Source organism: Methylorubrum rhodesianum (assembly GCF_014199985.1).
Lineage (GTDB): Bacteria > Pseudomonadota > Alphaproteobacteria > Rhizobiales > Beijerinckiaceae > Methylobacterium > Methylobacterium rhodesianum.
In genome coordinates, this window is the sequence record NZ_JACHOS010000006.1 from 105,270 (window position 1) to 132,151 (window position 26,882).

The 26,882-nt window shown below is 71.1% G+C and carries 19 protein-coding genes; 13 read left to right on the forward strand and 6 right to left on the reverse strand.

Annotated elements, in window-relative coordinates; all coding sequences use genetic code 11:
* Positions 1–191: 191 nt before the first annotated feature.
* From HNR01_RS10570 to mqo, 8 genes are all read left to right on the forward strand, one after another.
* Entirely contained in the window at positions 192–1,592 is a 1,401-nt protein-coding gene (locus HNR01_RS10570) for an SWIM zinc finger family protein (protein ID WP_183667691.1), read from the forward strand.
* On the forward strand, positions 1,592–3,166 hold the full coding sequence (locus HNR01_RS10575) for a DUF5691 domain-containing protein (RefSeq protein ID WP_183667692.1): 1,575 nt from the start codon (positions 1,592–1,594) through the stop codon (positions 3,164–3,166). Before HNR01_RS10570 ends, HNR01_RS10575 begins: the two co-directional genes overlap by 1 nt.
* Positions 3,163–4,263: an ATP-binding protein gene (locus tag HNR01_RS10580; protein WP_017484921.1), complete on the forward strand. Its 1,101-nt coding sequence runs from the start codon at positions 3,163–3,165 to the stop codon at positions 4,261–4,263. Before HNR01_RS10575 ends, HNR01_RS10580 begins: the two co-directional genes overlap by 4 nt.
* 7 nt (positions 4,264–4,270) lie before the next feature.
* Positions 4,271–6,637 carry a DUF5682 family protein gene (locus HNR01_RS10585; RefSeq protein WP_183667693.1) on the forward strand — a complete coding sequence of 789 codons (2,367 nt, stop codon included), beginning with the start codon at positions 4,271–4,273 and terminating at the stop codon, positions 6,635–6,637.
* Complete coding sequence (locus HNR01_RS10590) at positions 6,634–7,806, forward strand: VWA domain-containing protein (RefSeq protein ID WP_183667694.1); 1,173 nt, start codon at positions 6,634–6,636, stop codon at positions 7,804–7,806. The genes HNR01_RS10585 and HNR01_RS10590 overlap by 4 nt, the downstream gene beginning before the upstream one ends.
* Before the next feature lie 66 nt (positions 7,807–7,872).
* Positions 7,873–9,117, forward strand: a complete 1,245-nt coding sequence (locus HNR01_RS10595; protein WP_183667695.1) for a YcxB family protein — start codon at positions 7,873–7,875, stop codon at positions 9,115–9,117.
* On the forward strand, positions 9,114–9,776 hold the full coding sequence (locus tag HNR01_RS10600; RefSeq protein WP_183667696.1) for a hypothetical protein: 663 nt from the start codon (positions 9,114–9,116) through the stop codon (positions 9,774–9,776). Before HNR01_RS10595 ends, HNR01_RS10600 begins: the two co-directional genes overlap by 4 nt.
* Positions 9,777–10,054: 278 nt before the next feature.
* On the forward strand, positions 10,055–11,707 hold the full coding sequence (mqo, locus tag HNR01_RS10605) for a malate dehydrogenase (quinone) (RefSeq protein WP_183667697.1): 1,653 nt from the start codon (positions 10,055–10,057) through the stop codon (positions 11,705–11,707).
* Positions 11,708–11,743: 36 nt separating this feature from the next.
* Here the strand turns inward: mqo and HNR01_RS10610 are convergent, their stop codons facing one another.
* Both HNR01_RS10610 and HNR01_RS10615 read right to left on the reverse strand, forming a co-directional pair.
* Positions 11,744–12,910 carry an AI-2E family transporter gene (locus HNR01_RS10610; protein WP_183667698.1) on the reverse strand — a complete coding sequence of 389 codons (1,167 nt, stop codon included), beginning with the start codon at positions 12,908–12,910 and terminating at the stop codon, positions 11,744–11,746.
* A gap of 55 nt (positions 12,911–12,965) precedes the next feature.
* Positions 12,966–13,418: a molybdenum cofactor biosynthesis protein MoaE gene (locus HNR01_RS10615; protein ID WP_096484538.1), complete on the reverse strand. Its 453-nt coding sequence runs from the start codon at positions 13,416–13,418 to the stop codon at positions 12,966–12,968.
* A 149-nt stretch (positions 13,419–13,567) separates the two neighbouring features.
* Between HNR01_RS10615 and HNR01_RS10620 the strand changes: the two genes are divergently transcribed.
* Both HNR01_RS10620 and mbfA read left to right on the forward strand, forming a co-directional pair.
* Positions 13,568–14,590, forward strand: a complete 1,023-nt coding sequence (locus tag HNR01_RS10620; protein WP_017484913.1) for a gamma carbonic anhydrase family protein — start codon at positions 13,568–13,570, stop codon at positions 14,588–14,590.
* A gap of 64 nt (positions 14,591–14,654) precedes the next feature.
* A complete protein-coding gene (mbfA, locus tag HNR01_RS10625) occupies positions 14,655–15,647 on the forward strand; it encodes an iron exporter MbfA (RefSeq protein ID WP_183667699.1) in 993 nt (330 codons plus the stop codon).
* A gap of 110 nt (positions 15,648–15,757) precedes the next feature.
* On the opposite strand, the gene HNR01_RS10630 is transcribed toward mbfA, so the two are convergent.
* The 4 genes from HNR01_RS10630 to HNR01_RS10645 all read right to left on the reverse strand — a co-directional run bounded on the left by HNR01_RS10630 (position 15,758) and on the right by HNR01_RS10645 (position 22,113).
* Complete coding sequence (locus HNR01_RS10630) at positions 15,758–16,243, reverse strand: hypothetical protein (RefSeq protein ID WP_312893320.1); 486 nt, start codon at positions 16,241–16,243, stop codon at positions 15,758–15,760.
* A gap of 297 nt (positions 16,244–16,540) precedes the next feature.
* The gene (locus HNR01_RS10635) at positions 16,541–17,227 is read right to left on the reverse strand and encodes a DsbA family protein (RefSeq protein ID WP_183667701.1); all 687 of its coding nucleotides are present in this window, start codon (positions 17,225–17,227) and stop codon (positions 16,541–16,543) included.
* Positions 17,228–17,417: 190 nt separating this feature from the next.
* A complete protein-coding gene (locus tag HNR01_RS10640) occupies positions 17,418–18,572 on the reverse strand; it encodes an FRG domain-containing protein (protein WP_246417466.1) in 1,155 nt (384 codons plus the stop codon).
* 124 nt (positions 18,573–18,696) lie between these two features.
* Positions 18,697–22,113: an acyl-[ACP]--phospholipid O-acyltransferase gene (locus HNR01_RS10645; RefSeq protein WP_183667702.1), complete on the reverse strand. Its 3,417-nt coding sequence runs from the start codon at positions 22,111–22,113 to the stop codon at positions 18,697–18,699.
* Between the two features lie 160 nt (positions 22,114–22,273).
* Between HNR01_RS10645 and HNR01_RS10650 the strand changes: the two genes are divergently transcribed.
* The 3 genes from HNR01_RS10650 (at position 22,274) to HNR01_RS10660 (ending at position 26,767) form a co-directional block, all read left to right on the forward strand.
* A complete protein-coding gene (locus HNR01_RS10650) occupies positions 22,274–22,900 on the forward strand; it encodes a TetR-like C-terminal domain-containing protein (RefSeq protein WP_210313137.1) in 627 nt (208 codons plus the stop codon).
* 125 nt (positions 22,901–23,025) lie between these two features.
* Positions 23,026–23,913, forward strand: coding sequence for a TIGR01459 family HAD-type hydrolase (locus tag HNR01_RS10655; protein WP_183667703.1), 888 nt, complete (start codon positions 23,026–23,028; stop codon positions 23,911–23,913).
* Positions 23,914–24,121: 208 nt separating this feature from the next.
* Positions 24,122–26,767, forward strand: a complete 2,646-nt coding sequence (locus HNR01_RS10660) for a peroxidase family protein (protein ID WP_183667704.1) — start codon at positions 24,122–24,124, stop codon at positions 26,765–26,767.
* Positions 26,768–26,882 lie beyond the last annotated feature (115 nt).

The following is a 26,882-nucleotide window of genomic DNA, read 5'->3' on the forward strand; positions in this document are numbered from 1 at the left end:
CCCGCAGGCTATGATTCGCACCAAAGGCGTTAAACTGGAATTATTCTCAGATTAGCCTCAGAACAAAGGCCGTCAGGACGGTTGCCGGCTCAGCGAAAATCGGGATTTCAAGGAAAACTTGCTCATCAAGCCGATCTGTTTAAGCTGACGCATCAACGATTCGACTGACGGACATCCAACCCGCCGACCGCATGAGCCTGACGACTGCCCAGATCCTCGATCTCGCCCCCGATGCGTCGAGCCGCAAGGCCGGGCAGGATCAGGCGAAACCGCAGAAATGGGCCGGCCTCGGCCGGGCGGGGACGGTGATCTGGGGCGAGATCAAGGGCAGTGGGGCGAGCCCCTACCGCACGGTGGCGGACCTCGCCGGCCCCGCCTCGAAATGCACCTGCCCGAGCCGCAAGTTCCCGTGCAAGCACGGCCTGGGCCTGATGCTGGTCGATGCGGCCTCGGCCATCGCTGACGGCGAGCCGCCGGACTGGGCCGCCGCCTGGATGAAGGGGCGCGAGAGCCGCGCCGCCGCCGCCGAAACCCGGGCGAAGGAGCCGGCCAAGCCCGTCGACGAGCGGGCGCAGGCCAAGCGCCGGCAGGCCCGCGAGGACCGGGTCGGGGCCGCTCTCGACGAACTCGACCTCTGGCTGCGCGACCTGATGCGGCGCGGGCTCGCGGCGGCCCGGGGCGAGCCTTACGCCTTCTGGGACCGCATGGCCGGCCGCCTCGTGGACGGGCAGGCGCCGGGCCTCGCCCGCCGGGTGCGCGCCCTGCCGGGTCTGGCCGCCGCCGCACCCCGCCCCGGCGCCCCCCGGCCGGAGGCGGCGCTCGGGCTCGGCCTGGGCCGGCTCGCCCTGCTGCTCCGGGCAGCGCGCCGCCTCGACGCGCTCAGCCCCGAGCAGGCGGCAGGCGTGCGCGCGGCTCTGGGTTACCCCGTCACCGCCGAGGAGATGGCGGGCCGCCCGGACCAGGCGGACACCTGGGCGGTGCTGGCCCACGCGGTCGAGGAGGAGGACCGGCTCACCGCCCGCTCGGTCTGGCTCGTCGGCCGCGCCAGCGGCGCCCTGGCCCAGGTCATCGATTACGGCACCGCGGGCTCGCCCCTGCCGCCGGCACCGGCCGCCGGCCAGGATTTTTTGGGGGCGCTCGCCTTCCAGCCCGGCGACCCGCCGCTGCGGGCCGTGTTCCGCGAGGGCCGCGCCGGTCCGGCGGCCCAGGCGGTGATCCCCGGTGCGGCCAGCGTCGCGGCGGCGCGGGACAGCTTCGCCGAAACGCTCGCCCGCGCGCCCTGGCTCGAGCGCTGGCCGGTACGGTTGAGCCGCGTGCGGCTCGGGCGGCTTGCCGCGGCGGCTTCCGGCGGCAGGACAGATTCCAAGACGGGTTCCTTGCCGGCCTTCGCGGCGGGCGACGAGACCGGCTGCCTCGCGCTCGGGGCCGACCCGCGCCTGCCGAGCCTGCTCGCCGTGGCGGCGGGCCGGCCGGTCGACCTGTTCGGCCTCTACGACGGCTACGGCCTGCATCCGCTCGCCCTCGTCACCGGGGGTCACCTCTACGCGATGCCGGCGCAGGGCGCGCAGCCGGTCCTCTTGCAGGTGGCCTGATGGACGCTGCCGACCGCGCGACGGATGGCTGGGAGCCGACGCTCGCCGCCGCCCTCCTCGGCGCCGAGCGCGCCCCGCCGAGCCAGCCCGGGCCGCTCTCCGCTCTCGTCGCGGAGAGCGATCCCGCTGGCGCCCTGCTGGCGCGCCTCGCCGCGGAGGGTGCCCACCATCTCGCCGGCACGGGTCTCGGACCGGAGGCGCTGGCGCCCGCCGAGCCGCGCGAGGCCGTCGGCTCCGAGTGCCCGCCCGCCGCCGCGACCCGGCTCTACGGCCTCCTCACCGAGGGCCACGGCGCACGCGGGCGCGTCGAGGAGTGGTTCGCGCTCGCCGCCGCGTCGGGTCTGCGCCCGCCCGCCTGGCTGTTCCAGGCCTTGATGCTCCACCGCGATAGCCTGCCGGCGACCGCTCCCGCCGTCGTCGGCGCCGAACTCGACTGGCTCGCCCGCGCCTGCGGCGAGGCCCCGGCCGAGACGCGGGAGGCGGCGGACTGGACGGAGGGCACGGTGACCGAGCGCCGCGCGGCCTTCGCCGCCTTCCGCGCCCGCGATCCCGAGGGCGCGCGCGCCGCCCTGGAGCCGGTCTTCCGCAAGGAGAAGGCGGATATTCGCGAGGCCCTGGTCCACGCGCTGGCGACGGGCCTGTCCCCGGCCGACGAGCCCTTCCTCGAAGCCTGCCTCGACGACCGGGCCGGCGGCGTGCGGCTCGCCGCGCAGCGCCTGCTGCCGGGGCTTCCCGGCTCGCGCTACGCCGGGCGCATGGCGGCCCGCGCCCGCGCCGCCCTGACGATCGAGAGCAAGCGCCGGCTCCTCGGCGGCACCACGCACACCCTCGTCGTCACCCTGCCGGAGGAGGCGCCCGAACTCGCCCGCGACGGCGTCGAGGTGAACGCCTGGGAGCGGCGCGGCGGCGGCGCCCGGGCCGGCCTGCTGCGGGCGATCCTGGCGCGCGCGCCGCTCCACGCCTTCGCCGAGCATCCGCCGCGGCTGTGGATCGAGCTGGCGCTGCGCAGCGAGTGGGCCGATCCGGTGTTCCACGGGCTGTTCTCGGCGGCCAAGCGCACGCGCGACCCGGCCTGGACGAAGGCGATGGCCGACATCACGGCCGAGGCCTACGAGGGCAAGGTCACCGGCGTCCGCCGCACCAACGAGGTTCTGGGAATGTGGGCGGAGGCGCTCGACCTCCTGCCCGATGCCGAGTGGGAGGCCCGCGTCGGCGCGCTGATCCGCGCCCGCAAGATCGAGGTGGTGCTGGCCGTGCTCGGCCAGGGCCCGGAGCACTTTTCGGAAGGCTTCAGCGCCGGACTTCTCGACTGGCTCGCCTTCGTCACCCGCGGCTCGGATGCCCTGCGGCGCGACCTCGCCAAGCCCTGGGTGATCGCCCGCCTCGGCGACCGGCTCTGGCCGAGCGACGACAACGCCGCCGCGGCCGCCGCCCTCCTGGCGCGCCTGCCGGAGGGGGAGGGCGACCGCCTGCGCACGCAGCTCGCGGGATTGACGGGTGTGCTGGACCTGCGCGCCGCGATCCGGCGCGACTTCCGACCGGAGACCACCACAGGGGGAACGGCTCAAGGATGACATCGACCCACGCCGTCAAGGCCGCGCAGCTTCGCCAGGCCGCCGAGGATGCCTTCGCCGAGGAGATCGCGGCGCTCCGCGAATCCGACGACCGGCCCCGTCCGCCGAACTGGCAGATGTCGCCGCAGGCCGTGGTCACCTACCTGCTCGGTGGCCGGCTCGCCTCCGGCTTCGAGGTCACGCCCAAATATATCGGCGACCGGCGCCTGATGGAGGTCGCGGTGGCCACGCTCGCCACCGACCGGGCGCTGCTGCTGCTCGGCGTGCCGGGCACCGCCAAGAGCTGGGTCAGCGAACATCTGGCGGCGGCGATCTGCGGCACCTCGCGCCTGATCGTGCAGGGCACCGCCGGCACCAGCGAGGAGGCGATCCGCTACGGCTGGAACTACGCGCTGCTGCTGGCCAAGGGGCCGAGCCGCGAGGCGGTGGTGGGCTCGCCCGTGATGCGGGCGATGTCGGAGGGGCGCATCGCCCGCGTCGAGGAGCTGACCCGCATCCCCTCCGAGACGCAGGACAGCTTCATCACCATCCTCTCGGAGAAGACGCTGCCGATCCCCGAGCTGAACGAGGAGGTGCCGGCGCAGAAGGGCTTCAACCTCATCGCCACCGCCAACAACCGGGATCGCGGCGTCAACGAATTGTCGAGCGCGCTCAAGCGCCGCTTCAACACCGTGGTGCTGCCCCCGCCGGCCACGATCGAGGCCGAGATCGCCATCGTCGAGAGCCGCGTCGCCTCGCTCGGCCGCGCCTTCGAGATCCCGGCCGAGCCGCCGGGCGCCGACCAGATCCGCCGCGTCGTCACGATCTTCCGCGAATTGCGCGAGGGGGTGACGGCGGACGGCAAGAGCAAGGTGAAGCAGCCCTCCGGCACGCTCTCGACGGCCGAAGCCATCAGCGTCGTCGGCAGCGGTCTCGCGCTCGCCGCGCATTTCGGCGACGGCCGCCTCTCGGCCCACGACCTCGTCTCGGGGATTGCCGGCGCCGTGGTGAAGGACCCGGTGCAGGATGCCATCGTCTGGCGCGAGTACCTCGAGACCGTGGTGAAGGAGCGCGACGGCTGGAAGGACTTTTACAAGGCCGCCCGCGCGAGCGCGTGATCTCGCGATGCCCGACATCCGCCTCTTCGGCATCCGCCATCACGGACCCGGCTCGGCCCGCTCGCTCCGGGCAGCGCTCGACGCGTTCACCCCCGACTGCCTGCTGATCGAGGGGCCGCCGGACGCCGACGCGCTGATCCCGCTCAGCCTCCACGCGGCGATGGCGCCGCCCGTGGCGCTTCTCGTCTACCGGCCCGACCGGCCGCGCGATTGCGCCTTCTTCCCCTTCGCGGCCTTCTCGCCGGAATGGGTGGCGATGCGCTTCGGGGTCGAGGCGGGCGCGAGCGTCCGTTTCATCGACCTGCCGCACGCGATCCAGCTCGCCGACGGCTTCGGCGAACCGGACGCTGCCTCGGAGGCCGCCCCGCTCGATGCGGAGCCGGTCGCCGAGGCGGCCGAGGCCCCGCCCGAGCCCATTCCGTCCGAACCCACGCCGCCCGAACCCACGCCGCCCGAGCCCGCCCCGGCCGCGGCCGCGATCCGGCGCGACCCCCTCGGCGAACTCGCCGCCCTCGCCGGCTATCCGGACGGCGAGCGCTGGTGGGACGCCCTGGTCGAGAGCCGCGCGGGCACGGACGGCGACGTGTTCGCCGCGATCGGCGAGGCGATGGCGGCCCTGCGCGAGGGCGCCGAGCCCGATCCCGACGAGAGTGCCCGCGAGGAGGCGCGCGAGGCGCATATGCGGGGGGCGATTCGGCGGGCGGCCAAGGAGGGGTTCGAGCGCATCGCCGTGGTCTGCGGCGCGTGGCACGTGCCGGCGCTCGCCCGCCACGACGCCAAGGGCCAGGCGACCGCCGACGCCGCAACGCTCAAAAACCTGCCCAAGACCAAGGTCGCCGCCGCCTGGGCGCCCTGGTCCTACGAGCGGCTGGCCTTCGCCTCCGGCTACCGCGCCGGGGTCCTCTCGCCGGAATGGTACGACACCCTGTGGCACCACGAGGGGCGGGTCGCCGCCCGCTGGCTCGCCCGCGCCGCCGCGCTGCTGCGGGACAACGATCTCGACGCCTCGCCGGCCTCGGTGATCGAGGCGGCCCGGCTCGCCGAGGCGCTGGCGGGTTTCCGCGGCCGGTCCCGGCCCTCCCTCGACGATCTCGACGAGGCGGCCCAGGCCACGCTCTGCTTCGCCGATCCGGCGCCGATGGGGCTGATCCGGCGCAAGCTCGTCATCGGCGAGCGCCTCGGCGCCACCCCGCCGGACAGCCCCGGCACCCCGGTCGAGGCGGATTTCGAGGCGCAGTGCCGGCGCCTGCGCCTCAAGCCCGGCGCGGCGGCCGGCGAGATCACCCTCGACCTGCGCAAGGAGACGGATCTCGCCCGCAGCCACTTCCTCAACCGGCTCACCCTGATCGGCATTCCCTGGGGCGAGCGGCGGGAGGCGCGCGGACGCGGCACCTTCAAGGAGGGCTGGTTCCTGGCCTGGCAGCCGGAATGGGTGGTGGAACTGGTCGCGGCTTCAGCCGAGGGCGGCACCGTCGCCGAGGCCGCCGCCGGCCGGGTGCGGGGCCGCGCCCGCGATGCGACGCGGGTCGCCGAGCTCTCCGGCCTGATCGGCACCCTGCTCGATGCCGATCTCGCCGAGGCGACGGCGGAGGTGATCCGCGCGCTCAACGACCGCGCCGCGGTCTCGGCCGACGTGTTCGACCTGATGGACGCGCTGCCGCCGCTCGCCGAACTCGCCCGCTACGGCTCCGTGCGCTCCTCCGACACCGCGCCGGTGCTCGCCGTCGTGCGGGGCCTCGTGCCGCGGGCCGCCGCCGGGCTGGTCGCCGCCTGCCAGAGCCTCGACGACGATGCGGCGGCAGCGGCCAAGGCGCGCATCGTCGCCGTCTCGGGCGCGGTGGCGCTGATCGAGGAGCCGGAACTGAAGGCGGTGTGGGGCGAGGCCCTGCGGGCGCTCGCCGATCAGGAACACGTCCACGGCCGCGTCGTCGGCCGCGCCGTCCGGCTCTTGTTCGATGATCGCGCCATCGACGCGGCGGAGGCCGGCGAGCGCCTGCGCCTCGCCCTGTCGCGGGCCGCGGGCGCCGTCCCGGCCGCCGCCTGGATCGAGGGTTTCCTGGAGGACAGCGGCACCGTGCTGATCCATGGGCGGGAGCTGCTCGCGGTGGTCGATGAATGGCTCTGCGGCCTCGACGAGGCGCTGTTCATCGAGCTGCTGCCGCTGGTGCGCCGCACCTTCGCGACCCTGGCACCCGCCGAGCGCCGGGCGATCGGCGAGGCTCTGGCCCGGCCGGGCGGCGTGGCCCCAGGCGCGGCAGAAGGTGCGCAGGGCTTCGATGCGGCGCGGGCGGCCAAGGTGCTGCCGATCCTGCGCCTGCTGCTCGGCCCCGAGCCGGTCCGAAGCGCGGACGCAACCACGGGAGACGCCGCATGAGCGAGGCCGCGAACGAGACGGAACGCCTCCGCCGCTGGCGCCTCGTGCTGGGCGGTGGCGCGGCCGAGGGCACGGGCTGTACGCTGTCCGAACGCGACGGGCGCCTCGACCGGGCGATGGGCGCCCTCTACGATTCCGACCGCAAGGGGGGCTTGGGCGCCTCCGCGCCCTCCGTGCCGCGCTGGCTCGGCGACATCCGCGACTACTTCCCGGCCTCCGTGGTGCAGGTGATGCAGCGCGACGCCTTCGAGCGGCTCGACCTCAAGCGGATGCTGACCGAGCCGGAGATGCTGGAGGCGGTCCAGCCCGACGTCAGCCTCGTCTCGACCCTGATCTCGATGCGCGGCCTGCTCGGCGGGCGCACGAAGGAGACGGCGCGCCTCGTGGTGCGCAAGGTGGTGGACGCGCTGATGAAGCGGCTGGAGGAGCCCCTGCGCCAGGCCGTGACCGGGGCGATCGACCGCGCCAGCATCAACCGCCGCCCGCGCCACGCCGAGATCGACTGGAACCGCACCATCCGGGCGAACCTGCGCCACTATCAGGCGGAGTACCGCACCATCATCCCCGAGACCCGCCTCGGCCACGGGCGGAAAAGCCGCGGATCGCTCAAGGACGTGATCCTGTGCATCGACCAGTCCGGCTCGATGGCCAACTCGGTGGTCTATTCGAGCATCTTCGGGGCGGTGATGGCCTCGCTGCCGGCCGTTTCGACCCGGCTCGTGGTGTTCGACACCGAGGTGGTCGATCTCTCCGACGAGATGGACGATCCGGTCGAGGTGCTGTTCTCGGTCCAGCTCGGCGGCGGCACCGACATCAACCGGGCGGTCGGCTACTGCGCCTCGCGCATCACCCGGCCCGAGGACACGGTGCTGGTGCTGATCTCCGACCTCTACGAGGGCGGGGTCGAGGCCGGCCTGCTCGCCCAGGCGCAGCGCCTCGTCGGGGCAGGCGTGCAGGTGGTGGCCCTGCTCGCCCTCTCCGACGAGGGCGCACCGGCCTATGACCGCGGGCTCGCCGCGCGGCTCGCCGCACTCGGCGTGCCCGCCTTCGCCTGCACGCCGGACCTCTTCCCCGACATGATGGCGGCGGCGATCCGCAAGCAGGATCTCAACGCCTGGGCCGCGGGCGCCGGCATCGCCGCGGTCCCGGCCGCCGCCCGCGACGGCTGAACGGCCGAGGACCTCTCGGACCGATATCCTCGATTCCTGAAATCCCGGAGGCTCTTCCTGCCCGTCGTGCCCTCCCTCTCCGGTCGCCCCCGGCCTCCGGACGCGCCGCTGACTTTCGAGGCCCCGCTCACCTTCGCGGACCGGATCACCGGCAACCTCTACGCGCAGAGGGGGCCGCTGGCGGCGCAAAGGCGGCGCATCCTCGCGCTGGGCCTGCCGGTGCTGTGGTTCCTGGCGCTGCTCGGCGCGGTCTCGGCCTGGGCGACGGCGGGCGGCCGCCGCAGCCTGTCGGCGCTGTGGCGCGACCTGCCGGGCTTCGACGGGCTGCCGATCGCCGGCTTTCTCGGGCTGATCACGCTCGCCCTGCTCGCCGCCTACGCGCTCCATCCCCGGTTCGCCCGCCGCCGGGTGCGGGCCCTGATGGGGCCGGCGGGCGGCGACACCCACAATCCGGATCCGGTGCCGGTGCGCTACCGGCTCGACGGAGCCGGGCTGACCCAGACCGCACCGGATCTCGTCAGCTTCGTGCCGTGGCCGCGCCTCGGCGCCCTCGCGGAGGACCGGCACCACCTCTTCCTGTCGACCGAAATCGGCGAAGTTCCGATCGTCCTGCCCAAGGCGCATCTGAGCGCGCAGACCCTCGCCGGCATCCGACGCTGGGTCGAAGCCTGCGCCGACCGGCCCGCCCCCGCTCCGCCGCCGGCCGAGCCGGCCACCGGCCCCGAGGCGGTTCGCGCCGCCCTGCGCCTGACCGCGGAGGAGCGGATCCCGCTCATCCTGCGCGCGCTGGAGAATCCCTGGGTCCGCCGCGCCCGATTCACCGGCGCCGCCGCGTGGCTCGTCGGCCTGACGCTGCTCTACCCCGCGCTGCTGGCGATGCTCTGGGCGGTCGATCCCTACCGTGTGCCGCTGACCGAGGCGCTGCCGCTCTTCGCCGAGATGGTGACCGACGAATTCTGGAAGCCCGCCGCCTTCGCCGCGGCGATGATCGCCCTGTTCTTCGCGGTCCATCCCCGCGCCAGCCGCTGGTTCGCCGGCGATCTCGCCCGCCAACTCGAGGCCGAGGCGCCGCCCGGCGCGGCCGAGATCGTGATCGACGAGACCGGCATCGTCACCGTCAAGGACGGCGCCCATGCCCATCTCGGCTGGCCGCTGTTCCGGGGGCGCGATCGGATCGGCGACCTCGTGATCCTGCCGATGCGCTGGGACGAGGTCCTGCCCGTGCCGCTGCGGATCTTCGAGCCGGAGGCCCGCGCCCGCTTCGAGGCGCTGGCCGAACGCCACCTCCCGAAGGAGACCGGCGCCCGATGACCCATCCTTTTCGCCGCCGCGCAGCTCTTCTCCTGTTCGGCCTGCTCGCGATCGTCCCGGCCCGGGCCGAGGAGGCGCCGGAGGCCGCCGATGACGCCGTCTCCGAATCGGCCGCGGAGCCCGACAGCACCGAGGCGCCGCAGGGTCCGGTCACGCTGCGCCTCGACCAGGGCTTCCGGCTCGACCTGCCGCCGGGCTGGGTGCTGGAGGATGCGGGTGAGGATCCCGGCGACGCCTCCGGGCGGCGCGTGGTGCGGATCGTGTGCGAGACCCCGGCCTGCGCCCGCAGCCAGGAAGCCTGCACCCTGCGCCTGCGAACCGCACCGATCGAGGGCGCGGACGACGCCGACCGCCTCGCCGGGCTCCATGCCTCGCCGCTCTCCCGCTACGTCCGCCTGCGGGCGGTCCTGAAGAGCACGAGCGTGGGCGCGACGATCCGCAGGCCGCTCGGGCCGGAGCGATTCGGCGCCCATGACTGGATCGCCGTCGAGACCGAGGCGGCATCGCGGTTCAAGTCCGGCCTGTTCGCCGAGACCGTGGTCGACGGCCGCTATCTCGGAGCGATCTGCAAGACCTGCGAGACCGGTGCGGTGCGCCACCGAGCGGCGCGGTCGATTCTCGGAAGCCTGCGGCGGGTCGAGCGCGCGGCGGCACGCTGAGGTTTCGCCGACGGACCTCCCGCGCATCTGTGGTCGGCCTGTCGACCGGCTTCGCCGGAGGCCGGGGCCAGGGGAGCGGGCACGCCTCCACCGCCTGACACTTCGCCGTGACTGTTCAAGTTTTCAGGGCATGGCAGCCATGTAATCGTTGGGTTGTCGCTCGCCTGCGCCTGCTGTAGCGGACCGCCAGGACCAATAAATTTTTGAGCGGCACGAAAAATAAAATGAATTCTGACGATAAACTGCACATTCGTTCCGCCAACGTGCAACATAGCCCGATGTCGATCAGCCGACGGCAAGTCCTCGGCGGCGCGGTCGCGGGTCTGGCGGCGACCGCTCTGCCGGGGTCGCCCCTGCTCGCCGCGGGCGAGGCCCGCAAGGTCGATGTCCTGCTGATCGGCGGCGGCATCATGAGCGCGACGCTCGGCGTCTGGCTGCGCGAACTCGAGCCCGACTGGTCGCTGGAGATGGTCGAGCGGCTCGACGGCGTGGCGCTGGAAAGCTCCAACGGCTGGAACAATGCCGGCACCGGCCACTCCGCCCTGGCCGAGCTGAACTACACGCCGGAGGATTCCAAGGGGAACATCCAGATCAGCAAGGCCGTCGAGATCAACGAGGCCTTCCAGGTCACGCGCCAGTTCCTGGCCTGGCAGGTCCGACAAGGCGTGCTGAAGAACCCCCGCTCCTTCATCAATTCCACGCCCCACATGAGCTTCGTCTGGGGCGACGACAACATCACCTATCTGCGCAAGCGCTACGAGGCGCTCAAGGCCAGCCCGCTCTTTGCCGGGATGGAGTTCTCGACCGACCCCGAGCAGGTGAAGAAGTGGGTACCCCTGATGATGGAGGGGCGCGACCCGAAGCAGAAGGTCGCCGCCACGTGGTCGCCGCTCGGCACCGATTGCGAGTGGGGTGAGGTCACCCGCCAGTACATCGCCTCCCTGAAGAGCGGGCCGAAGTTCGACCTTCGCCTCTCGACCGAGGTCGAGAGCTTCGAGCGCAACGGGGACGGCACCTGGCGCGTCACCTCGAAGAACCTGAAGGACGGCAGCCGGTCCACGGTCGATGCCCGGTTCGTGTTCATCGGCGCGGGCGGCGGCGCCCTGCACCTGCTGCAGGCCTCCGGCATCCCCGAGGCCGACGACTATGCCGGCTTCCCCGTCGGCGGCTCGTTCCTCGTCACCGAGAACCAGGACGTGGCCTTGCGCCACCTCGCCAAGGCCTACGGCAAGGCCTCGGTCGGCTCGCCGCCGATGTCGGTGCCACATCTCGACACCCGGGTGCTCGACGGCAAGCGCGTGATCCTGTTCGGGCCGTTCGCGACCTTCTCGACCAAGTTCCTGAAGGAGGGCTCGTATTTCGACCTGCTGACCTCGACCACCACCAGCAACGTCTGGCCGATGGTCCGCGTCGGCGTCGAGCAGTACCCGCTGATCGAGTACCTCGCCGGCCAGGTGATGCTCTCCGACGAGGACCGCTACCAGGCCCTGCGCGAGTATTTCCCCGATGCCAAGAAGGACGAGTGGCGCCTCGTCCAGGCCGGCCAGCGGGTGCAGATCATCAAGCGCGATCCCGAGAAGGGCGGCGTCTTGAAGCTCGGCACCGAGGTGGTGGCGGCCAAGGACGGCAGCATCGCCGCCCTGCTCGGCGCCTCGCCGGGCGCCTCCACCGCCGCGCCGATCATGCTGAACGTGCTGGAGAAGGTCTTTTCGCAGAAAGCCGCCAGCCCGGAATGGCAGCAAAAAATCCGCCAGATCGTGCCGAGCTACGGCACGAAGCTGAACGGCGACCCGCAGCGGGTCTACCAGGAGCTCGCCTACACCAGCGAGCACCTGCAGCTCACCCCGCCGCCGCAGATCGGCACCCCGGCGCCGGCTCCCGCCCCGGCGGAGACGGGCACCGTCAAGCCGGTCCCCGACATGGCGCCGTAGATTGGCGCCGCACCGGATCGGAGCCGAAGCGGACCGTCAGGCCTCCGCTTCGGCTCCGTCCTCGATGTCTCCGTCCTCGATGTAGAGTTCCTCCAGCAGCACCTTGATCACCGCCACCAGCGGCAGGGCGAGCGCCACGCCCCACAGGCCGAACAGCACGCCGAACAGGAGCTGGCCGGAAAAGATCGTCGCCGCCGGCAGGTCGAGGGCGCGGCGCTGGATGAAGGGGGTGAGGCCGTAGCTCTCCGCCGTCTGCACCGCGAGGTAGACGCCGAGCGCCCCGAGCAATCCGTTCAGCCCCGAGGCGAGGCTGCTCAGCACGATCACCACGCCCGCGATCACCGGCCCGATGGTCGGCACGAAGGCGAGCAGGCCGGCCTGGAGCCCGAGGATCAGCGCGCCGCCGATGCCGAGGAAGCTCAGCCCCGCCCAAGTCAGCACGAAGATCGCCGCCATGGTCACGAGCTGTCCGAACAGCCAGTGCCGCAGGGTCTCGCCCGACCCGTCGAGGACGCGCGCGCCCTTCTCGCGGTGGCGCGGAGGCACGAGCCGCAGGGCGCCGTCGCGGTAGCTTTTCGGGTCGGCGGCGATGGCCACGCCGAGGAAGACGATCACGAGGACGTTGCCGAGCGCGTTGAACAGCGCGATCACGACGGTCGTGGCCGGGCCGAGCACGCTGCCGGCATCCGACAGGAGCGAGCCGGGGCTCTTCAAGGCCCCCGAGGCGAGACCCTCGAGGCCGCCCTGCTTCCGGCCCTTCCCATCCTTGCCCTCGTCCCGCTCACCCTGACCGGGGTCGCCGCCAGAGCCCTGGCCCGCCGGCGCCCCCTGGGACAGGTCGATCTCGATGCCGCGCTCCTTCAGCCAGTCGCGCACCGTCTCCGATTGCTGGCGCACCGTGGTGCCGAGGTCGCGGGCTTGGCTCGCCACGGTGGCGCCGCCGAAGGCGGAGAGCCCGAGGGCGAGGGCGGCGAGCACGAGGCAGGCGAGGGCGAGACGCCACCCGCGCCCGATCGGCAGCACGTGGCCGAGACCGCGGGTCAGCCCATCGAGGAAGACGGCGAACAGGATGCCGGAAAAGATCAGCAGCAGCGTCGCCGAGGCGGTCCAGGCGAGCCAGAGCGCGGCGGCGAAGGCCACGACCGCGATGCCGGCGACCGCGAGGCGGCGCGCGCCCGGCGGGCTGGAAGGGGATGCCGTCATGAGGGGTTTTCCGTTCGCGGTGTCCGGGCGGGCCGGGGCTGGGCAGGCCGAGGGGTCAGGTCCAGGCTTCGGCGGCGGCGGCGTCGGCCTCCGTCGCCTCGACCCAGCCGCCGGTGGTGCCGTCGGCGAGGTGCTCGCGCTTCCAGAAGGGGGCGCGGGTCTTGAGGTAGTCCATCAGGAAGTCGGCCGCCGCGAAGGCGGCCTTGCGGTGGGGCGAGGCGGTGACGACGAGGACGATGCCCTCGCCCGGCCGCACCAGCCCGTGGCGGTGGATCACCCGCAGCGCCTGGACCGGCCAGCGGGCGCGCGCCTCCTCCACCACCCGACCGATCTCGGCCTCGGCCATGCCGGGATAGTGCTCCAGCTCCAGCGCGGCGAGCCGGCCCGCCTCGTCGCGGCAGAGGCCGGAAAAGGTCACGACGGCCCCCGCCCGCCCGGCCAGTTCCGCCTCGATCCGGGCGATCTCGGCGGCGGTGTCGAAGGGCTCGGACTGGATGCTGACCGTCATGACCGCCTCTTCGGGAACGCGTACGCGGCGTGGACGGACCTGCCCGAGCGTTTACACGCAAGCCCGTTACTCCATTTGCCCGCGAGCCTATATGGCTCAAGGATAGGACCGCGCCACCGGCGCCGTTTCGAAGAACAGCGAGCCGCGACGTGACGCCCGACCTGATCCTGCCCTACGAGGGCATCCTGCCCGTCTTCGCCAGCCGCCCCGTCTGGTGCGGACGCGCCAGCACCGTGATCGGCACCGCCACCCTCGGCCCCCAGGCCTGGCTCGGCGACGACAGCGTGATCCGCAGCGACGGCCAGCCGATCACCGCGGGCGAGCGCTTCTGGCTCGGCCCCCGCTCCACCGTCCACATCGCCACCGAATCGCTGCCGACCCATATCGGCGACCGGGTTACGGTCGGCCGCAACGCGGTGGTGCATGCCTGCACCGTGGGCTCGGACGTGGTGATCGAGGACGACGCGATCATCCTCGACGGGGCGCGGGTCGGCGACAACGTGCTGATCGAGGCGGGGGCCACGATCTTCCCCCGCTCGAATCTCGAGAGCGGCTTCGCCTATGGCGGCAACCCGGCCAAGCGCCTGCGCCCGGTCACGCCGGAGGAACTGGCCGAGCGCGCCGAGCGCCTGCGCGAGGCTTCCGGCGAGGCGGCGAGCCCGCCCGCGCAGACCGAGCCCCCGGAGACCGACGCGAGCGTGTTCGTGGCGCGCACCGCCCGGCTCTCCGGCCGCATCGCGCTGGGGGCCGGGGCAACGGTGCTGTTCTCCTGCGAACTCACCGCGGAGGTCGGGCCGATCGTGGTCGGCGCCGACACCAACATCCAGGACAACACCGTGATCCGCGCCCGCGGCGAGGGCGTGGTGATCGGGCGCGACACCACGATCGGCCACAACGTGCGCATGGCCGATTGCCGGATCGGGGCCCGCAGCCTCATCGGCATCGGCTCGGTGCTCGCGCCGGGCACGGTGGTGGCCGACGACGTGATGCTGGCCGGGGGCTCGACCACCGATCCGGGTCAGCTGCTCGAGGGCGGCCATCTCTGGGGCGGGCGGCCCGCGCGCATCCTCGGCGCGCTCGATCCGAAGAAGCGCGCCCTGATGAGCCACATCGTCGAGGGCTATTGCCGGCACGGGCGCGAGTACCGCCTCCTGCAGGAGCGGGAGGGGTGAGGCCGGCGGCGCCCGCCCCGGCGCGCTGTCTCCGGAAACCGACGCCCCGGAGACCGACGCAGCGATGATGAGCCGTCTCTCGACGCTGGCCCTCGGGGGCCGAAAGCGGTTCGACGATCTCGGCGAGCAGGAGATCCTGGCGCTCGCGATCGGGTCGGAGGAGGAGGACGGCCAGATCTACCGCGCCTATGCCGCGCGGCTGCGCGCCGACTCTCCCCATTCGGCCGCCCTGTTCGACGCGATGGCGGAGGCCGAGGACGAGCACCGCCGCCGCCTGATCGCGTGCTACAAGCGGCGCTTCGGCGACTTCATCATCCCGATCCGCCGCGAGCACATCGCCGGCTATTACAGCCGCAAGCCGGTCTGGCTGATGCGCAATCTCGGGCTCGACCGCGTCCGGGAGGAGGCCGCCACGATGGAGCGGCAGGCGCGCGACTTCTACCTCGCCGCCGCCCGCCGCTCGACCGACGCCGACACGCGGGCCCTGCTCGGCGACCTCGCCGCGGCGGAAAGCGCGCACGAGCGGACGGCCGAGGCGCTGACGGAGGCGCATCTCGGCGGACCCGTCCGCGACGAGGAGGACGCCGTCGCCCACCGCCAGTTCGTCCTGACCTGGGTCCAGCCGGGGCTCGCCGGACTCATGGACGGCTCGGTCTCGACGCTCGCGCCGATCTTCGCCACCGCCTTCGCCACGCAGAACCCGTGGACGACGTTCCTCGTCGGCCTCTCCGCCTCGCTCGGCGCCGGCATCTCGATGGGCTTCACCGAGGCCGCGCACGACGACGGCAAGATCTCCGGGCGGGGCTCGCCGCTCAAGCGCGGCCTCGCCTCCGGGGTAATGACCGCCATCGGCGGCCTCGGCCACGCGCTGCCCTACCTGATCCCGAACTTCTGGCTGGCGACGAGCATCGCCTTTGCCGTGGTCTTCGTCGAGCTCTGGGCCATCGTCTGGATCCAGAACCGCTACATGGAGACGCCCTTCCTGCGGGCCGCCTTCCAGATCGTGCTCGGCGGCTCCCTCGTGCTGGCGACGGGCATCCTCATCGGCGGTGCCTGAGGCGCGCTCCTCGGGTCGAAACCCGGGTCAGCCGGGCCATGTCATGCGTCGTTTCCAGCGCCCCCGAGACGCCCAACAGGCCTTCGACGGTGCTGGAAAGGGGATGGAAGCTACGCCGCCGGCGCGGCCCCGCCCTCGCAGGTTCGGCGGATGATGCCCAAAGTCCGCCGGCGGATCAGACCGCTCACCGGTCGGATCAGAAGCCAGTAGGGCGCAAATCTCCGGCGCGCGGCACGATCCACACAGAGGACGCGCGTCTCCGTCGACAGCATCGTCACGCCTGAACCGTCGGCGCGGACGGCAAAATTGAGCGCAAGCTTCGCGATCCCCGGCTCGTTCAGGTCCAGGAAGTCCTGCCCGCCGGACAGGGGGACTAGATCGAAGTCCGGCCGCCAGAAACGACCCGCCAGCCCGAACACGACCTCGTTCTCGCAGCGCTGCAGCAGAGTGAAGTCATCGATTCCGAACGGCGGCTGCGGCTCGATCGGCCGGCGCTCGAGAAGCCGCCGGGCCCGCATCGGCAGTTCCCGCAGGGCGATCATCCCGCGGAAGAACGCATCGCTCTCGGTTCGGTAGGCTGCGGCGGCCGCGATCACGGTGTCGGCCGGCGCCCTCACGCTCGCGCTGTGATATTCCCTGTAGTGCGGGATCGGGACGTATCGATCGATCAGCGCCATCATCGCCTCGCCCATCAGCGGTTATCCATGGGGACGGCGGACCCGCCCACGCCTTGGCCGCATCCTGACGGCAAGAGCCGCGATCCTCGATGGTGCTCCATCTTCGGCGTCGGTCGGCGAGCCGGGATCGACGCATCAGCCCACCCTTGTGCCGGGCAAAGCACCCCCATCGCGGCCTCCGTTCCGGAAGCCGGCACCCCCGTCCGGGACGATGCGCTACCCGCAGGCGATCTGGTCGCAGCGTCGCATCGCCGCGATCATCCGCGCCAGCGACTTCACGCCGGGATGGCCGAGCACGCCGGTATTGCCGAGGACGTAGGAGGGCGTCGCGGTGAGCCCGAGATTGGCCGCGACGTTCATGTGCGCGCGCATCGCCTCGCGCACGGCGTCGCTGTCAGCAATCCCTTCGAGTTCGGCCCGCGGCACGCCGGTCTTGGCCGCGATCTCGAGCGCCTTGAGCCCGTCGATCTGGCCCTTGGTCGCGAGCAGCTGGCCGTAGAAGGCGAAGGCCGCCGCCGAGCCGAGCTTGCGCTGCACCGCCAGCGACACCTTGGCGGCCTGCGCCGACATCGGCGAGAGGATCGGATTGTGGACGAGGCCGATGCGCAGGCCCGGATCGCTGCCCGCGAGCGCGGTGACGTCGGCGGCGGCCTTACGGCACCAGGGGCAGTTGTAGTCGAAGAACTCGTAGAGGGTCACCTCGGCCTCGCGGGGGCCGACATAGGTGACGCCGCGCAACTCCTGGATCTGCCCGGTGATCTCCCCGGGCAGCCGCATGTTGGCGACCGGCCGGCCCTCGTCGTTCTCGACCTTGAAGGTCTGGCCGTAGCTCTGCGCGGCGGCCGGGCCGGCGACCGCGAGACCGAGCGAGGAGGCGAGGAAGCGGCGGCGGTCGAGGCTCATGGGCGAATCCCCTGTCGATCGCGGCCTGAGCGGGCCGCGTGCTTGGCGCCATATCCGCCGAGCATGGTTGAAATTCGGCTTAAGGACCTCCCTTCAGGAGCTGCTCGCGGAACGGGCGGGCCGGCTGGGGACCGGACCGCTTTCGCCGAACCAGCTTGCCTCGGCGTGAGAGCCGGTCCCGTGTTGACCGCTATCGGGATCGGAAGAGCTTCGGGGCGTCGTCGAGCTTGCTGAGATCGAGCTCCAGTTCGGTCCCGTCCCGCAGGCGAACACCGACGGTGAACGCGCCGTAGGAATGGAGTTCGAGCTTGGCCTTCCCATTCGATTGGGGTCGCACGGTCCGCTTCGCTTTCGGGAAGCTGTCGTGCAGGAAGAACTCGACCGGTTCGGTCAGCGTCTTCGATCCATCCGCCGACGAGACCTCAAGCACCGTCTTGAACCAACCGGGCTCGACAGCCTCGACCTGGGCGCCCAAGCGCCAACCGTTCCGCTCGGGTTTCCCACCCCACTGGCCCTTCTGCGGATCGTCAGGACGAAAGCGCGGTTTGGCGACCGTGTCCGGACCCGCGGCGGCCCCTGCCTCCGCCGTCGGCTGTCGCGGGGGATCCGGCGCTGCGGCCGTCGTCGGCATCACGCGCCATGCGAGAAGCCTGGCGAGGCCATCGATATCCGGGAACATGGTGGCATGATTGAAGCCGAGACTGTCGAGCTTGATCCGGAACTCGCTCTTCAGGCGGCCGGGGATCACGATCTGGCGCTTGCTCGGGGCATCGTAAGCCTTGAGGGGATTGGGGTGGACCGTGAACAATCCTCTCTGTGCCGTGATCCGGCGGGTAACATGGGCCGGGTAGAAGAACTGGACATCCTTCGTGTCGAACGGACTTGCGGCCCGCGCCGTGTCATCGGCGCCCATCGGCTTCGGCACGATGTACAGGCCCCCGTCGAAGCTCATGCTCTGGCGCGGATCCGAGCCCCAGACCGCGAAATAGGTCGAAACCATCGGGCTTTCCGACCAGTCGATGAGCCGGGTCGGGGCCCCGTGATGCTGCGCGATCGCGAGCCACTCCCATTCGTCGGCCGGCAGGTAGTTGAGGTAGGGCCGGGCTTCGCGCTTGAAACAACGGAGGAGCCGCGCCTCCTCATCCATCAATCGGGTACCGTCGTCCCATCCCCGTCCTATCGATGGAAGTAACTCGTACTTGACGTTGACCACACCTCGGAAAATCCAATTTCCGTCCAAGAATTCTTCAATTTTCTGCAGGAAATCATTCCAGGATCTGATCATTATCCTGGGATACAACTCAGAGCTCGATCTTTGAGCGTGTGTCCGCGTTTCCTGAGCCATCGTCCTATACCCGAATCGATAGGATCTGATACTTCAGGTTCTTATACAGCAAAGAAATTACAAGCTCAGATTTCAAGACGATGTCGGCCGCATGGGCGAGGCGCCGGCCGACATCGTTCTCGCCTCATGCGGCTTCGGCTGTCGCCGCCCGCTCACGCGCGAGCTTCGTCACACTCACCTGATCGACTTTGCCGGTGCCGAGCATCGGCAGCTTCTCCACGACCACCACCTCGGCGGGAATCGCGACGTCGGCCGCGCCCCGGCTCTTGGCGTGGGTCTGGTAGGCGGGGCGCGTCGCGCCCTTGGCCTCCGTGAACAGGATCAGGCGCTCGCCCTTGCGGGCATCGGGCACGGCAGCCACCGCACTCGGGGCGTCGGGCCAGAGTTCGGCGGCGAGCGCCTCGACGCTGGCCAGCGACACCATCTCGCCCGCGATCTTGGCGAAGCGCTTGGCCCGGCCCTTGATCGTCACGAAGCCGTCGGCGTCGAAGGCGACGATGTCGCCGGTGTCGTACCAGCCCTCCGCGGGCGGCTCCAGCACGCCGGGATTCTCCGCCCGCAGGTAGCCGAGCATGATGTTGGGGCCGCGCACCACGAGGCGCCCGCCCTCCTCGATGCCGGGCACCGGTTCGAGCCGCGACTCGATCCCCGGCAGCAGCCGGCCGACGGTGCCAAAGCGGTTGAACATCGGGGTGTTGAGCGCGAGCACCGGCCCGCACTCGGTGACGCCGTAGCCCTCCAGGATGCGCAGGCCAAACTTCTCCGCCCAGGTCCTGCGGGTCGCCTGCTTCACCGGCTCGGCGCCGGCCACGACGTAGCGGAGGCTCCGCAGATCGTAGGAATGGGCCATCCGGGCGTAGCCGGTGAGGAATGTGTCGGTGCCGAACAGGACCGTGGCGTTGGTGCCGTAGATCAGTTCGGGCACGATCCGGTAGTGCAGCGGCGACGGATAGAGGTAGACCGGCACGCCCGAGATCAGCGGCAGCACCAGCCCCGCCGTCAGCCCGAAGGCGTGGAACACCGGCAACACGTTGAACACCTTGTCGCGCGGGCCGAAATCGATGCGGGCGGCCACCTGCGCGGTATTGGCGAGCATCGCCCGGTTGGCGAGCACCACGCCCTTCGGCGTGCCCTCGCTGCCCGAGGTGAACAGGATCGCCGCCGGGTCGCTGCCCTTGCGCGCGACGAGCGGCCGGCGGGGGCTCAAGGCTCCGCGGATCTTGTCGCCGGTGGTGACGCCCGCCCGCACGTCCTCCAGGTAGATCAGGCGCACCGTCCCCTCGATGCCCTCGATCAGGCTGCCGAGGCGACCCTTCTCGATGAAGGCGCGCGAGGTGAGGATGGTGTCGACCTGCGCCGCCCGGCAGGCCGAGAGCACCGCGGCGGGACCGGCGGAGAAGTTGATCATCGCCGGCACCCGGCCGGCGCTGGCCAGCGCGAAGAACGTCACCGCCGCGCCGTTGGCGTTGGGCAGCATCAGCCCGACCGGCTTCTTCGGGTCCGGCAGCAGCGCCTGCAGCTTCCGGCCCAGGATGTTGGCGCCCATCACCAGGCGCGAATAGCTCATCGTGCCCGTCACCGGGTCTTCCAGCGCCGTGCGCCGCCAGCCGTGAAGCCGGCCCGCCTCGATCAGAGCGGAGAACACGCCGCGTTCGATGTCGGCGGTCTCGAAGACGAGGTCCGACATGATGTCGTAGAGCGCCGCGCCCGCGGCGCGGCGGCGGTTCTTGCCCTTCAACTCGGGATCGACGTGGAGGCGGACGGGCGGCATGATCGTCACCGTCACCTTGGGCCACCACGCCCGGCGCACCTGATCGCGCTTCAGGCGCGAGAAGATCGTGCGCTCCGGCCCGTCGATCTTCACCGGCACGACCATGGCGCCGGACTTGTCGGCGATCAGGCCCGCCCCGTCATAGACCTTCATCAGGCTGCCGGTGACGGTGAGCCGGCCCTCGGGGAAGATGATCAGCGTCTCGCCGCTCCTGACCGCGTTGATCAGCGTGCGGGTGGCGAGCGGCCGGGTCGGGTCGAGCGGCATCGCCTTGGCCACGCTGAGGAACGGCTTGACCCACCAGCGCTGGGCGATGCCGTGGTCGATGGCGAAGACCGGATCCTTGTCGAGCAGCGACAGCGCCAGCGGCGCGTCGAGGAAGGAGACGTGGTTGAGGGCGACGATGGCGTTCGGGCCGGCCTTCTCGACGTTCTCCAGGCCCTTCACCTCCAAGCGGTAGAAGGCGCGGAACAGGATCGAGAGGGCGTCGCGCAGCGGGTTCGTCGGCAGGGTCTTGAGGATCACCGCGCCGACGATCAGGTTCAGCACCGCCACGAGGCCGAGGAGCTGGGCCATGGTGAGCCCCGCCCCCTGAAGCACGGCGAGCGCCAGGGTGCCGCCGACCATGAAGGCGGCGGTGAGCACGTTGACCGCACCGATGACGCGGGCGCGCTTGGCCTTCTCGGTCCAGGCCTGCACCGCGGCGAAGGAGGGGACGACGTAGAGGCCACCGGCCACGGCGATGCCGAAGAAGTCGATGGCGATGCGCAGGCCGTGGCCGCTGGTGATGAAGTCCCAGGCCCCGACCGGCTCGCCCGCGGGCGGAGGCAGGTGCGAGACGGTCCAGGCGAGGTCGAGACCGAACAGGCCCATCAGCACCGCGCCGACCGGGGTCGGCAGCAGCACGATCCGCCCGCTCGCGAGCCACGAGGCGAGGCCGGATCCCACCGCGATGCCGACGGAGAAGATCGCGAGCAGGGTGGTGGCGACGATCTCGGTGCCGTTCAGCGTCTGGCGCACCAGCACGGGCAGCAGCGAGAGGACGACGACGCCGACGAGCCAGAACCAGCTCACGATCACCGAGCCGCGCCACAGCCGGGTGTCGGCCCAAAGGTCGCGCAGGAGCTCAGTAGTGGAGCGGGCGATGTTGCGGTCGACATGAAGATCGGGCGCGCCCTCGCCGGTGGCCGGGATCATCCGGGCGGAGAGCCAGCACAGGACCGCCATGCCCATCAGGCCGGCGCCCAGACCCAGCGCGTGGCCGCCCATCGCCATGGCCAGGCCCGCGGTGATGGTGCCGAGCAGGATGGCGAGAAAGGTCGCGGCCTCGACCAGGGCGTTGCCGGCGGTCAGCTCCTCGCGCTTCAGATGGTCGGGCAGGATGCCGTACTTGATCGGCCCGAACAGGGCCGCGATGATTCCGAACAGGCCGAGCGCGCCGAACAGCAGCGGCACCGAGTGCAGCCAGAAGCCCAGCACCGAGAGCAGGGCCGCGAAGATCTCGGCGAATTTCAGCCGCTTGGCGAGCAGCGCCTTGTCGTAGCGGTCGGCGAGCTGCCCGCCGAGGCCCGACAGGATGAAGAACGGGCCGATGAACACGGCGCTCGCCAGCGTCACCAGCACTCCGCCCGAACTCCCCCCCCGGGCGCTCACCTGGAACAGGATCAGCAGGGCGAGCGCGTTCTTGAGGAAATTGTCGTTGAAGGCGGAGAAGAACTGGCACCAGAACAGCGGCGCGAAGCGTCGCGTCGTCATCAGTGTGCGGAACATCGTGGTCTCTCCCGGATCAGGGCATGACTGCCTGCCGACGGCGAAGGCGTCAAATCCGCGTTTTGCACATTGTTCAAATTATGCCGCCGGGACTGCCGCGCAAGCTTGATTTTGCACGTCGTGCAATCTAACCCGGTGTCGGGTGCGGGCACGCACGCCGATGACTGGGACGCGAGGAGCGGAGGTGACGGGAAAGACGCGCGGCACCGGCCCGAGAGGCGAGCACGACCGGGAGGGCTTCATCGCCCTCGTCGCGGGCACGGCGGAGAGCCTCGTGCGCAACGAGGGCCTGCGCGCGCTCGGCATGCGGCGTCTGGCGGCGGCGATCGGCTACGCGCCGAACTCGATCTACAATGCGGTCGGCGACCTCGATCAGGTGGTGCTGCGGGTCAATGCCCGCACGCTCGCCCGCCTTCACGCGGCCCTGGAGGCGGTGATCGATCCGGATCGGGCGGCACGGGACAACGCGCTGGCGCTGGCCGACGCCTACCTCGTCTTCGTCGCGGCCGATCCGCGGGTCTGGAGCCTGCTGTTCGAGCACCTCGCCGCACCGGACCAGCCCTTCCCGGATTGGTACGCGGCGGCCCTGGCCGAGCCGGTCGGGCTGGTGGATACCGCGCTGGCGCCGCTGATCGCCGATCCGGACGAGCGCCGCCGGGCTGTCGCCGCCCTCTGGGCCGCCCTGCACGGGCTCGCCTCGCTCTCGACCTCGCGCAAGCTCGCCGTGCTCACCCCCGACGCGCCGCGGGATCTCGCCCGGCTGCTGGTGGGACGGTTCCTGGGCTGACGCCTTGCACCGAACCCGCCCGGCGCGGCGGGAAGGCTTGCATAGGATCGATGCCGGCCGCGGCCTTCAGCGGGGCGCAAAGCCCGCTATAGAGCCCCCACCGTCACCGCCGACCGGACCCTTCGATGACTCAATCCCCCGTCCCGACGCTGCGCCATCTCGCGGACGTGGCCGAGCGCTACGACCTGATCCTGTGCGACGTCTGGGGCGTGCTGCATGACGGGACCCGCGGCCACGCCGCCGCCGGCGAGGCGCTGATCCGCTTCCGCGGGCTCCCCGGCCCGCGTCCGCGCCGGGTGATCCTGGTCTCGAACGCGCCCCGCCCGTGGCAAGGCGTCCAAAAGATCCTCGACGGCTACGGCGTGAAGCGGGAGGCCTACGACGCGATCCTCACCTCCGGCGACCTGACCCGGCGGCTGATCGCCGAGCATCCGGGCGAGCGGGTCTACCACTTGGGCCCCGAGCGCGACGCGCCGGTCTTCGACGGGCTCGATCTCACCCTGGTGCCGGGGACGGAAGCCCAGCGCATCGTCTGCACCGGCCTGTTCGACGACGACACCGAGACGGCGGAGGATTACCGCGAGGCGCTGGCCGCGTTCCGTGCCCGCAACGTGCCGATGATCTGCGCCAATCCCGACCTCGTGGTCGAGCGCGAGAAGCGGCTCATTCCCTGTGCCGGCCTGATCGCCCAGGCCTACGAAGCCCTCGGCGGGTCGGTCGTCTACGCGGGCAAGCCGTACCGGCCGGTCTACGAGACGGCGCTCGCCATGGCCGGCGAACTCGACCGTCTGCCGGCCCCGGAGGTGGGCCGCACCGTCGCGGTCGGCGACGCGATCCGCACCGACATCGCCGGTGCGGCCGGTTACGGCATCCCCTCGATCCTGGTGGCCCGCGGCATCCACGCGGAGGAGCTCGGCGTCACGGCCGAGCACCACAGCCTCGGCGACGTCGCCGACTGGCTGTCGCGGCAGCCGGTGCGGCCCGATGCGGTGATCGAGCGTCTTGTCTGGTGAGACTTCACATCTGTGTCGCAAGCCGAATCAGAAATATTTTCGGCTTGCGATCGATAAATCCTGTCGTCACGAGCAATTCACGACTCATACGATCATTTATTTCGCGATTTCTGTTATAATACTGTGTTTTTCGACAGTCATACCGACATCTGGTTGCAAAATTAATCTGCAATGGTATTATAGAGACTGATTACGGGGTGGCCCTGCGATGAATCAGGTGCCGGACTTCTTCGACCAGCTCATCCCGCAAGCTGCCCCCGGCACGTCGCCCTGGGAGACCGTACCGGCTTCCGAGGCCCAGGCGATCGCGGCGATCACGGGGGCGATCGAGGCACGGGTGCGGGTCGCCGCCCGGACGGCCCCCGCTCGCAGGGATGCGCATCCCAAGGCCCATGGCTGCGTCGAGGCCGAGTTTCGTGTCCTCGACGGCCTTCCGCCCCACCTGAGAAAGGGGCTGTTCGCGCAGCCGCGCAGCTACCAGGCCTGGATCCGCTTCTCGAACGGCTCCGGAACGCCGCAGGAGGATTCGGTCGGGGACGGCCGCGGGATGGCGGTCAAGGTGACCGGTGTCGAGCAGAGCCGATCCGGCACGCAAGACTTCATCATGATCAACAACCCGGCCTTCTTCGTGCGCGATGCGGCCGATTACGTCGCGTTCAACGCGAGCGACAATCCGCTCCGGTTCTTTCTGCCCGGCCTGAACCCTCTGCATTTCCGCTGGCACGAACTGGCCATCGCCCGCAGCATCACGGGCCGGACCGTGCTGAACCCGCTCGCGATCCAGTACTGGAGCATGACGCCGTACCTGTTCGGCGACGGGCCCTGCAAGTTCTCGGCGCGTCCGATCGGGCCGCCGCCGGCCTTCGCCGACGACACGGAAGCCGATTTCCTGCACGACAACCTCGTCCGATCGCTGGAGGCGGCCGACGCCGCGTTCGATTTCTGCATCCAGCTGCGGACGAAGCCGGAGGCGATGCCGGTCGAGGATCCGACGATCGAGTGGCCGGAGGCCGACGCGCCGTTCACCCCCGTCGCGCGGATCATCATCCGGCGGCAGGTCTTCGACACCCCGGAACGGGCGGTCTTCGCCGAGAACCTGTCCTTCACGCCCTGGCACGGGCTCGCGGCCCATCGCCCGCTCGGCGGCATCAACCGCGTCCGCCGCACCGTCTACGAGACCATCTCTCGCCTGCGTCACGACCTGAACGGCACGCCCCGCGGCGAGCCGCTGCCGACCGCGTTCTCCACCCCGCCCCACAGCGCGACGTTCCGGGAGGCGTCCATGTCCAGCAGCCTGTTCGACAATCTTCGCGACGGTCTCCTCGGCTTCGCGGGCGGCCTCATCAATGCGTCCGGCTGGGCCGACAAGACCGCCAGCAAGCTCGTGATCGACAATCTCTGCGCGACGACGCGCAATCGGCCCCACCCGCTGAGCACGGCCTCGGACTACACGTCGTGGAAGAGCCTGACCGACAAGACCTACCAGGCCCGCCACCTTCCGCCCGTCGACCTGAAGGTCCAGCCGCCGGCGGACGCCGTCGCGAAGCTGTTCGAGCGGCCGGACGGGACCCAGACGCTCTCCCGGAAATCGACCTGCCTGTTCCCGGCCTTCGCCCAGTACCTCACCGACGGCTTCATCCGCACCGAACCGAAGCGGCGGGACCGGACGACGACGAACCACGAGATCGACCTCTGCCCCCTCTACGGCCGCATCGAGGCCCAGACCGACATCCTGAGGGAGAAGGCACCGACGCCGGGCCGGCGCGGGCGGCTGAAGAGCCAGTTCATCAACGGCGAGGAATATCCGCCCTACCTCTACACGCGCGACGGCAGCGCGATCGAACCGGCCTTCGCCGGCCTCGACCCGCCCCTGCTGAGTCCGCCGGGGATGCCGGAGCCGCCGGCCGAAAGGCTGGCCAGCCTGTTCGCCGTCGGCGGCGACCGGGCCAACGGCACGCCCTTCACGAGCATGATGAACACGCTGCTGCTGCGCGAGCACAACCGCGTCGCGGGGGAACTGGAGCAGCGCAATCCGGGCTGGGACGACGAGCGGGTCTTCCAGACCGCCCGCAACATCATGATCCCGATGTTCATCAAGATCGTGATCGAGCAGTACATCAATCACATTACGCCGCTGCCGTTCAACCTGATCGCCGATCCGTCGATCGCCTGGAAGGCCGACTGGAACCGGCCGAACTGGATCACCGTCGAGTTCAGCCTGCTCTACCGCTGGCACTCGCTGATGCCCGACGCGATCGAATGGGCGGACCGCACGATCCCGCTGGGCGGCTTCGGTATCGACAACCGGCCCCTGATCGATGTCGGCCTCGCCGCGGGCTTCGCCGCCGCGGCCGCCCAGCCCGCCGGCGCCCTGGGCGTCTGCAACACCAGTAAGCCGATCCTCGGTCTCGAAAGGCTCGCCATCGAGCAGGCCCGCTCCAACCGGCTCGCCAGCTACAACGCCTATCGCGAGCATTTCGGCATGTCGCGGGCGACGACGTTCGCGGAGATCACGAGCGATCCCACGATCGCCGAGAAGCTCGCCGTTCTCTATCCCACCCCCGACGACGTGGAGTTCTATCCCGGGCTCTTCGCCGAGGACCGGGATCCCAAATCGCCGCTGCCGGGCCTTCTGATGCGCATGGTCGGGGTCGACGCCTTCACCCAGGCCCTGACCAACCCGCTCCTGTCGGAGCACGTCTACAACGCGGACACCTTCACGCCCTGGGGCCTGGAACTGATCGAGAGCACCCGCTCCCTCGGCGACATCCTGGTGCGGCAGGGCGCCGAGATCGACCCCAGGGACATCACCATGACGCAGCCGGGCTGGCGCTACGGCTGGCACATCGCCTGACGCACGGCTCCTCCGGAGACGCCCGGGTTGCTGTGCGCCCGGTCGGCCCGCCGGCCGGGATCGCCTGAGCAGTCGCCACCCTTCGCTGACCGAGGGCGCGGGTCGCCAAATGCAG

Excerpts from the sequence above, each read along its gene's own strand:
- HNR01_RS10570 (WP_183667691.1), top strand. The coding sequence starts at position 192 with ATGAGCCTGACGACTGCCCAGATCCTCGATCTCGCCCCCGATGCGTCG.
- HNR01_RS10575 (WP_183667692.1), top strand. The coding sequence starts at position 1,592 with ATGGACGCTGCCGACCGCGCGACGGATGGCTGGGAGCCGACGCTCGCC.
- HNR01_RS10580 (WP_017484921.1), top strand. The coding sequence starts at position 3,163 with ATGACATCGACCCACGCCGTCAAGGCCGCGCAGCTTCGCCAGGCCGCC.
- HNR01_RS10585 (WP_183667693.1), top strand. The coding sequence starts at position 4,271 with ATGCCCGACATCCGCCTCTTCGGCATCCGCCATCACGGACCCGGCTCG.
- HNR01_RS10590 (WP_183667694.1), top strand. The coding sequence starts at position 6,634 with ATGAGCGAGGCCGCGAACGAGACGGAACGCCTCCGCCGCTGGCGCCTC.
- HNR01_RS10600 (WP_183667696.1), top strand. The coding sequence starts at position 9,114 with ATGACCCATCCTTTTCGCCGCCGCGCAGCTCTTCTCCTGTTCGGCCTG.
- mqo (WP_183667697.1), top strand. The coding sequence starts at position 10,055 with ATGTCGATCAGCCGACGGCAAGTCCTCGGCGGCGCGGTCGCGGGTCTG.
- HNR01_RS10610 (WP_183667698.1), bottom strand. The coding sequence starts at position 12,910 with ATGACGGCATCCCCTTCCAGCCCGCCGGGCGCGCGCCGCCTCGCGGTC.
- HNR01_RS10615 (WP_096484538.1), bottom strand. The coding sequence starts at position 13,418 with ATGACGGTCAGCATCCAGTCCGAGCCCTTCGACACCGCCGCCGAGATC.
- mbfA (WP_183667699.1), top strand. The coding sequence starts at position 14,655 with ATGATGAGCCGTCTCTCGACGCTGGCCCTCGGGGGCCGAAAGCGGTTC.
- HNR01_RS10635 (WP_183667701.1), bottom strand. The coding sequence starts at position 17,227 with ATGAGCCTCGACCGCCGCCGCTTCCTCGCCTCCTCGCTCGGTCTCGCG.
- HNR01_RS10640 (WP_246417466.1), bottom strand. The coding sequence starts at position 18,572 with ATGGCTCAGGAAACGCGGACACACGCTCAAAGATCGAGCTCTGAGTTG.
- HNR01_RS10645 (WP_183667702.1), bottom strand. The coding sequence starts at position 22,113 with ATGTTCCGCACACTGATGACGACGCGACGCTTCGCGCCGCTGTTCTGG.
- HNR01_RS10650 (WP_210313137.1), top strand. The coding sequence starts at position 22,274 with ATGACTGGGACGCGAGGAGCGGAGGTGACGGGAAAGACGCGCGGCACC.
- HNR01_RS10655 (WP_183667703.1), top strand. The coding sequence starts at position 23,026 with ATGACTCAATCCCCCGTCCCGACGCTGCGCCATCTCGCGGACGTGGCC.
- HNR01_RS10660 (WP_183667704.1), top strand. The coding sequence starts at position 24,122 with ATGAATCAGGTGCCGGACTTCTTCGACCAGCTCATCCCGCAAGCTGCC.